Raw genomic sequence first — 366 nt, 5'->3', positions numbered from 1 at the left:
GAGTTTCAGGTTGAGCGTTTATTGTTACAGAAAGCTCTTCCGATTCACATCCGTCAGCGTTTCTTGCAACAACAGTATAAGTATCGGCAGCAAGTTCAGACCAGGAAGTGTTAGTTCCAAAAGCACCGCCATTAAAGCTATATTCCATTCCGGTTTCAGCAGTGATGCTGAAAGACCCGGTTGCTTCGTCACAAGTTGGTTGAACAGTTTCAGCTACTACAGGAGCATCAGGAGTTTCTGGTTGAGCGTTTATTGTTACAGAAAGTGCTTCCGATTCACATCCGTCAGCATTTCTTGCAGTTACAGTATAAGTATCGGCAGCAAGTTCAGACCAGGAAGTAGTAGTTTCAAAAGCACCGCCATTAA

1 protein-coding gene is annotated in these 366 nt (G+C 44.0%); it reads right to left on the bottom strand.

The genetic code is table 11. The features are described 5' to 3' along the window. Nucleotides 1-366, bottom strand: a 366-nt coding sequence (locus tag LB465_RS18130; RefSeq protein ID WP_224471320.1) for a hypothetical protein, incomplete at both ends; no start/stop codon positions are given.

The organism is Salegentibacter lacus (assembly GCF_020164555.1).
Lineage (GTDB): Bacteria > Bacteroidota > Bacteroidia > Flavobacteriales > Flavobacteriaceae > Salegentibacter > Salegentibacter lacus.
This window is presented reverse-complemented; position numbering and strand designations above follow the sequence as displayed.